This is a genomic window from Deltaproteobacteria bacterium (assembly GCA_016219225.1).
In the GTDB taxonomy this organism is placed as follows: domain Bacteria; phylum Desulfobacterota; class RBG-13-43-22; order RBG-13-43-22; family RBG-13-43-22; genus RBG-13-43-22.
Genome location: JACRBX010000017.1, coordinates 1 through 6443, shown reverse-complemented (window position 1 = coordinate 6443; position 6443 = coordinate 1). Strand labels below are relative to the sequence as shown.

Here is a 6443-nt window from a genome sequence, read left to right as displayed (position 1 = left end):
TCAGATAGAGGCGAAGACCGTTGATCCGGGGATCTTGCCAATATTTAAGGAATAGGGCCCTGTCCATCCAGATGGCCCCGCCTTCGGTCCGGTAATCGTAGAATATGCCGGAAACCTGAAAAAGACGGGGTCCTTGGGCGGTTACCAGGTTCAAGCGGTCTCCAGGCCTTAGGGAGAGTTGATTGGCCAGGACTTCGGAAATGAGGATTCCTTCCCCGGTCAAGGCCTTTTGAAAAATGGCTTCTGCCTTTCCCTGGGTAAAGGCCAATCCCCCGTGGCGTTGGATGACCGCCAGATTCCCGGCCCAGAGGCGGATCGGGAGTCCTTTTAACTCCGTGGTCAAACCCCGGTAATAATAAATATCGGATAATTCTTTGAAAAATTCAATTTCCCGAATGACCTCCGGTTCCAGGAACTGGTTAAATCCCTGATTGGAAGGGAGCACCGGACCGACAAAAAGATCGCCACTGATGGATTGCCCGATCCAGGTGTCCACGGCCTGCCGGAAACTCCTGATCATCAGACCGACACTGATCAACATGGCAATGGCGATCATCAAGGCGGCCATGGCGATAGCCATACGCCCTGCATAACGGTTGACATAGTTTATCCCCAACCAGGCTGAGACAAACCTTTTCCCCCGACGGGTCTTTAAAGCGTCATACCGATTGATCACCCCCCGGACAAAATCAGGCAACAAAAAGGAAAAACCCAGGGTCAGGGCCAGGGTGGCTGAAAGTCCCCCCACCGGCCAGCTGTGCCAGGCCGGTAAGGCGGTTAACAATCCGGCCAGCCCCAAGAGCCATAGACCATAATAGAGATTTTTTCTGTTTCCGGCCAGACCGGGTTTGATCAATCCAGCTCTGCGATAGATGACTTCCCTGGGTTCCAGGGCCGCTGCCTGTCGGGCCGGAAGATAGGCTGAAAGAAGGGATATGAACAGGGACAAAAGGATGATTAAACCCATTTCAATAAAAGAAAAAGGGAGTTCCCTGACTCCGACTAAGACATATAAATTGGTGATGGTCCGGGAGACGGTCTCCAGAAGAAAGCCGGCCAGAAGGGTTCCCCCTCCCAGGCCTAACAAGCTGCCTATCAAGCCATAGCCGGCCGCCTCCCAGAGGATTAATAAAAGGATTTGTCTGGGCAGCATCCCCAGAGATCTTAAGATGCCCAACTCTTTCCTCCGGCGGGCCACCGAAAGGGAAAAAGTATTGTAAATAAGATACATACTGACCAGCACGGCAATAAAACTCAAAGCCGTCAGGTTTAACTGGTAGGACCGGATCATCCGTTCCGTCCCCTTTTCCCGATCGGCCGGCTGGATCAGGCGAGTCCCCAGGGGAAGGATTTTTTGCAGTTCCTGGAGGTGTTTTTTTTCATCTCCTGCTTTTATGAATTGAAGGTCGATACGATCCAGATATCCGATTTTTCCAAAAACCTCCTGGGCCTGGGCGATATCCATAAGGCCGAAACTGCCTCCCAAGGCCTGGGCCGGCCCATCGTTTTCCAAGAGGACGGAAAGCTTCAAGGTCCGGGGACGTCCGTTCACCAGGATGGTGAAGGGGTCCCCTTTTTTGAGCCCATAGCGGTCGGCAAATGGGCGGGTAAGACCAATAGCCCGGGGGGTTAATGCCAAAGAAAGGAATTGCTCTCCCGTCAGAGAAGAAAGGGATTCGGAATATCGGCGGATACCGGCTTCAGCAAAAAAATCCACCCCCATGATCCAGATCACCTGGGAAGGCTGTTTGCCAAGGGGGGCTTGAAACTCAATCACCGGGGCAGCGGCCTGAATCGCCGGATGCCTTTTAATGATGGGAAACAGGTTTTCATCGATCCCCTGCCCATCCTGGACCAGTTGCCATTGGGCCTCCCCCGAAAGGGATTGGACAGTATTCTTAAAAGATCGCAGGGAGGCACCCACCGAGAGGTGGATGCTCACAAAAACCGAAACCCCAAGGGCCAGGCCTAAAATAGTTAACAGGGATTGACGCCAGGATTTCAGATAATGGCGGGAGATTAAAAGGAGGTAAACGCGCAGGACAGTCATTAAAAACCAACCAAAGCTATTTAAAAAGTTGTAATCCAGAAGTCTGAGTGTTTAAGGATCGCTAAGGATCTTCCCATCCCGCAGTTTAATGATCCGGCTGGCCAAACCGTCGGCCTCCTGGGAATGGGTGGCCATGATAATGGTTTGTCCCTGATTTCGATTTAATTCCGCCAGGACCGAGAGGACCTGAAGTCCGGTTTGGGAATCCAGGTTTCCCGTCGGTTCATCGGCCAGAATGACTTTGGGCGAATTGATCAAGGCCCTGGCGATGGCTACCCGCTGTTGTTCGCCGCCGGACAATTCATGGGGCCGATGGCTTCTTCGGTGGGTCAGTTCCATCTGGTTCAAAAGGGTTTCAATAGAGGGGTCCTTTTTATTTTGATAAGACCCGTCCAGCCAACGGGGGAGGGCAATATTCTCTTCGACGGTCAACATGGGAATTAAATTAAAGGACTGGAAGATGGTTCCAATTTCTCTTCTCCGCAGGAGGGTCCTTTCCTTTTCGGTCAGGAGGCAAATATTTCTATCCCCTACCCAGACTTCCCCGGTGGTCGGCTGGTCCAGGGCCCCGATCATATTTAACAAGGTGGTTTTTCCGCAGCCGCTTTTTCCGGAAAGGATGACCAGTTCCCCTGATTCAACGGACAGATCGATCCCTTGAAGGGCCCGAACTTCCCCGGCTTCGGTTGGGTAGGATTTGGAAACGTCCTTCAGCTTAATTAAAGGCATATAAAAAACTGTGACGGGTGACGGAAAAAAATGACCCCGTGTCGGGTGAAGGGTTATAGATCTGGTGGCATAGCTGGAATTTTTCATTTTTTCTCTTCGATAGTCCTAATCGTTTTGGTTAAACCACCAATAATTTGATCGAGAGTGGCTATCCGTTTGGTTAGGATGTCTTCAGGGAGCAAATGCCGACAGCGCGTATAGCGTCCTTTACTCTCGCGAGCTTCACCCCGGGCAATTCGAAGATGATAAGGCAATTCTTTTCCAAAATTCATCGAATAGTTGACAGGCGAGCTTGTAAATGCCAAAGGATTCCAGCCGATCACTTAATACTACAGCGTATTTTTTTACTAATGCGTCCACTTAACCGTCATTCCGGCAGGCTTTAAGCCGGAATCCAGAGACTTTGGTTTTCTCATTTTCTTGAAAAAACTGGATTCCCGATAAAGACATTCGGGAATGACGGGAAAACTGTCGCTGTAGTATTAATAATGTCATTTTATCTCCTTTCCACCCGTCACGAATCCCAGCTTTTTTCCCGTCACCGTCACCCGCCACTCGTCACTCTTATCCCACTCTTATCCAATCATCCATTCCCTGAAATCCTCTTTGGCCGGTCTGAGAAGTTTGATCTGCCATATCCGATCCCCTTGTCCCAATTGCACCAGGACCTCACGGTCTCCCGGGGCATCGCTATAGGTCAGACAGAGTTGAGCCAGTTTTTCCCAATCTTCCGGCCTGGTTATTCCCCCAGGAGCCAGGGCCAGGGGACCAGGAAATTCGGCCACACGGGCCCAGCCGTCTTCAGGAAGAGACCATTTTTCGATCAATTCATTTTCGATCTTGTTTCGGCCGATAATGATTTTGATCTCCGAATATAACCGAAAATGCCGACCGGCTTTCAGTAATTCCACTTCCCGGATTTGAGGTTCCCTGGGACAGGAAAACAATTCCTTTAAACGGATGGAAAAAATGGGATCTGTTAACAGACAGCCTCCGGCCGGAGCAGGATAATCAGTCAGTCCATATTCTTCGGCTAATTTCATCTGCCGTTTTCGAGACCGGCCACTGATATCCAGGAGCCGGGAACGATCGACCAAACCCTCCTCTTCCGGCCTGGTCTCTTTTAACAGGAGGGCGCTTAGGGGCCGAAGGATGCGGTCAAGCAACCCGGATTCCTTTTCAACCGCCCGCAAGGATGGTCTGGTTTGGGAAAAGGGTCTTTGACCAAGGACTTCTCCTGTGAAGAGAAAACCGGCTTCCATCTCTTCCAGCTTTTCCGCGGCCTTGCGGACCATGAGGGCGTGACAATCAATACAGGGGTTCATCCCTTTACCATAGCCGAATCGGGGCGATCTGAGCATCACCCAATGTTCCGGGGTTATATCCAAAACGGTTAAAGGAATCTTTAATTGCTCCGCGGCCCTCCGGGCTTTTTCAGCCCCGAAAAAGGGAGTGATAAAGGCAACCCCTTCCACCTTAATCCCCTGGTCTAAAATAAGCCGGGCGGCTAACATACTGTCTAAGCCCCCGGAAAGTAAACCGATAGCTCTAATGGAACGTTTCATGAATACCTGTTCTTAAAACAAAAAATGTGTTCGGAGTTAAGAGTTCGGAGTATCGTCTTTCTTAAGCTCTTCACTCCGAACTCAAAACTCCAAACTACTACTCCCTCACCGACACCAGATTACATCGGCAGCCGAGGTGCATGATCCTTTGGTTGAGTTCGTCGTATTCTTTCAAAGAAAAGATACGACCTTCCATCTTCTGACAATCCGGGCAGACCAAAGCGTCGCCTCTGGTCTCCCAACGAAGGCCGGGTAAAAAAGTCCTTTTGGCATCATAGATCACCCGGCGCCAGATGGCCCTTTTTTCGATCTCCAGATCTTTGGCCTCTTCTATGGACATGGCGCCTTTATAGGGCAGGTGATAAAACCATTCCGGGTCTTGTGCCATTAACCCTTCCATCTCTTCCCGTGCGGCTTTCAAAAAATCCAAAAAGCTTTGATTTCCTGCCGGTGGGCTGTCATCCTTTTTTTCATTCCCTTTTTTCCAAAATCGCATAGCACCCCCTTGAAATATTTTATTCTAATCCGATATCCCTTTTCTTGACAAGCCCTTTCTATCGTTTATAATATGATGGTCCTGGTTAACTCCAAAATTTGGGATAAAAACTTGAAGATTCAATTACGTCTCTTTGCTTCCCTGGCTGGATATCTGCCGGATCAAAACACCGGCGGCCCTTTTAATACATTGGAAATCGAAGAAGGGACGACCATCAAGACCATTTTGAACCGCTTAAGGGTTCCTTCTGAGATACCAAAAATCATCTTTTTAAATGGGATCCATGCCGATGAAACCACCGTTTTAAAAGAGGGAGATCGGTTGGGTATTTTCCCCCCTTTAGCCGGTGGGTAAATAAAAACCCCCATTTTCTCTTTCAACCTGTCCACGATCAGTGCCAAATAAGACATATTGACAAATTGAAATATTTCCCCCTATGATTATTATGAATGATAAAGGGGGCACACTTAAAGGTGTAAGATCTTTTAATAACTCATTTTCTATTATCCTTTAGTATTAACCTTAACCGATAAGGAGGTCCTTAATGGAGAAAATTTTAAGAATCAATATGGGGGCTGAAGGCGGCCCAAAGGTGAGTGAGGGACCAGTAGGCGAATTTGCCGGAATGGGGGGCCGGGCCATGACTTCGGCCATCGTATCTAAAGAAGTACCCCCCTCTTGTCATCCTCTGGGTTCGGACAATAAACTGGTCATTGCCCCGGGCCTGTTAAGCGGAACCACAGCGGCCATGTCCGGCCGGCTCTCTGTCGGTTGCAAGAGCCCTTTAACCGGGGGGATCAAGGAAGCCAATGCCGGAGGGCAGCCTTCTCAGGTCTTGGCCCGCCTGGGTTATGCAGCCATCGTCCTGGAAGGAAAGCCGAAGGATGATACTCTTTATAAGGTGGTTATCAACCAGGAAGGCGTTACGATTCAACCGGATAACAGCCTGAAGATGCTACCTAATTATGATCTGATCGAAAAGATGAAGGCCGAATATGGGGATCAAATCGCCTGTATTTCCATTGGTCCGGCCGGAGAAATGAAGCTGGCCGCCGCCTCTATTGCCTGTACGGATATGGAACTGAGACCTACCCGTCATGCCGGCCGCGGAGGGGTCGGCGCAGTAATGGGTTCCAAAGGGGTCAAGGTGATCGTCCTGGACGACACCGGCAAGACGATGCGAGCTCCCAAAGACCCTGAGAAATTCAAAGAAGCCTCAAAAATATGGGTCAAGGGTCTTCAGGAACATCCGGTCACCGGCCAGGGGCTCCCGGCTTACGGGACCAATGTCTTGACCAATGTCCTGAATGAAGCCGGCGGCTATCCTACCTACAACTTTAAGGAAGGCCGCTTTGCCGGTGCGGCCAAAATCAGCGGTGAAACCCAGGCCGAATTGGAAACGGCCCGGGGAGGGCTGGCCACCCACGGCTGCCATCGGGGTTGTGTTATCCGTTGTTCCGGGATTTTTAATGACAAGGACGGCCATTATGTTACCAAACAACCGGAATATGAGACGGTTTGGGCCCATGGCGGGAATTGCGCCATTGATGATTTAGACGTGATTGCCCAGTTGGATTTTCTGGATGACAATTACGGTCTGGAC

The 6443-nt window shown here is 50.2% G+C and carries 6 protein-coding genes; 2 read left to right on the top strand and 4 right to left on the bottom strand.

Annotation, left to right across the window (positions count from 1 at the left end):
- The 4 genes from HY879_01390 to HY879_01375 all read right to left on the bottom strand — a co-directional run.
- The coding region (locus HY879_01390) for an ABC transporter permease (GenBank protein ID MBI5601988.1) at nt 1–2050 on the bottom strand (2050 nt) is incomplete at its 3' end.
- Between the two features lie 51 nt (nt 2051–2101).
- Nucleotides 2102–2779: an ABC transporter ATP-binding protein gene (locus HY879_01385; protein ID MBI5601987.1), complete on the bottom strand. Its 678-nt coding sequence runs from the start codon at nt 2777–2779 to the stop codon at nt 2102–2104.
- A 575-nt stretch (nt 2780–3354) separates the two neighbouring features.
- Nucleotides 3355–4344: a tRNA 4-thiouridine(8) synthase ThiI gene (locus tag HY879_01380; protein MBI5601986.1), complete on the bottom strand. Its 990-nt coding sequence runs from the start codon at nt 4342–4344 to the stop codon at nt 3355–3357.
- A 97-nt stretch (nt 4345–4441) separates the two neighbouring features.
- Nucleotides 4442–4840, bottom strand: a complete 399-nt coding sequence (locus HY879_01375) for a hypothetical protein (GenBank protein MBI5601985.1) — start codon at nt 4838–4840, stop codon at nt 4442–4444.
- A 111-nt stretch (nt 4841–4951) separates the two neighbouring features.
- On the opposite strand from HY879_01375, the gene HY879_01370 reads away from it, so the two are divergent.
- Together HY879_01370 and HY879_01365 are read left to right on the top strand one after the other, a co-directional pair.
- Nucleotides 4952–5194, top strand: a complete 243-nt coding sequence (locus HY879_01370) for a MoaD/ThiS family protein (protein MBI5601984.1) — start codon at nt 4952–4954, stop codon at nt 5192–5194.
- Nucleotides 5195–5384: 190 nt separating this feature from the next.
- On the top strand, nt 5385–6443 hold a 1059-nt coding region (locus tag HY879_01365; GenBank protein ID MBI5601983.1), incomplete at its 3' end, for an aldehyde ferredoxin oxidoreductase.